This is a genomic window from Microbulbifer pacificus (assembly GCF_002959965.1).
Taxonomy (GTDB): domain Bacteria; phylum Pseudomonadota; class Gammaproteobacteria; order Pseudomonadales; family Cellvibrionaceae; genus Microbulbifer; species Microbulbifer pacificus_A.
Map to the genome: position 1 here is coordinate 1 of NZ_PREV01000032.1, position 1,102 is coordinate 1,102.

Below are 1,102 nucleotides of genomic sequence, written 5' to 3' on the forward strand. Positions count from 1 at the left end.
CCCAGCGTCTGATTATTTATCTTTTATTTATTTTCTAGCATTTTATTTACTTTATCTTGATTATTATCAATCCATTCTTGTGCAACTTCACGCTCATCTGCACCGTCTTCAATTTTTGTAATCATCTCTTCCACATCGTCAATAGAAATACTCCAATTCTTTAAAAATGCATAGACATCTGGTGCTTTATCTTTCAAACCATTATTAGCAAGTACATTTACAGTTGATGGTGTAAATACCTCATAGTCATCTTCTAGTACTTTGATATCAAACTTATTGAACATAGAGTGTGGTCTCCAGCCATAGAATATTACTGGCTCATCACTCGATATTTTTCGTTGTGCTTGAGCTAGCATTCCACCTTCTGAAGATGGAACTAACTCTACGTCTAAATCTGCTTCTTCAATTAAGTCGCGCATCATTTCTGTTGCTCCTGCGCCCTCTTCGATACCATAAATCTTATTACCAAATTGATCTTCTTTTCCTTTTAGGTCACTTACTTTATTTATTCCCTGTAAACTAGCAGGGATTGTTAAACCAGTATTTGCATTATCATAACTTGTAGTTACTTTTTCAATAGAATCTGAATATTTTTCCATTTGATTTTCATGTGCAGGCATCCATGAATCCATATAAGCATCTAAATCACCTCTTGAAAGACCTACAAAGGTCGAGCTCACATCTGCCTGTGTTTCTTTAACTTCATAACCCATGTCTTCAATAATAATACGTGCAATTTTTGTCGGTGGAACTGTACTTGTCCATGGAGTGACAGCTAAATTAATTGTCCCTTTACTTTCACTCGTATTTGTTGATTCTTCATCCCCAGACCCACAAGCTGCTAGAAATATTAATGTTAATAGTGATAAAACAATAGTAAACTTCTTCATGATGTTATAACAATCCTTTCTTTGACTATTTTCCTTTACCAATTCCTTGTGTAATTCGATCGAGAACAATTGCTAAGACAACGATCCCAAGACCGGCTACCAGACCTAATCCAATATTCACTTGAGAAATAGCTGTTAATACAGATGCACCTAACCCTGGTGCCCCAATCATAGAAGCAACTACAGCCATTGACAGGGAAAGCATAATTGTT

The 1,102-nt window shown here is 35.7% G+C and carries 1 protein-coding gene and 1 pseudogene; both read right to left on the bottom strand.

The window, feature by feature from the left end; all coding sequences use genetic code 11:
* Positions 1-23 precede the first annotated feature (23 nt).
* Positions 24-890: a glycine betaine ABC transporter substrate-binding protein gene (locus C3938_RS17565; protein WP_017796141.1), complete on the bottom strand. Its 867-nt coding sequence runs from the start codon at positions 888-890 to the stop codon at positions 24-26.
* A 25-nt stretch (positions 891-915) separates the two neighbouring features.
* Positions 916-1,102 (bottom strand): annotated as a pseudogene (locus tag C3938_RS17570) (glycine/betaine ABC transporter); the annotation flags it as partial.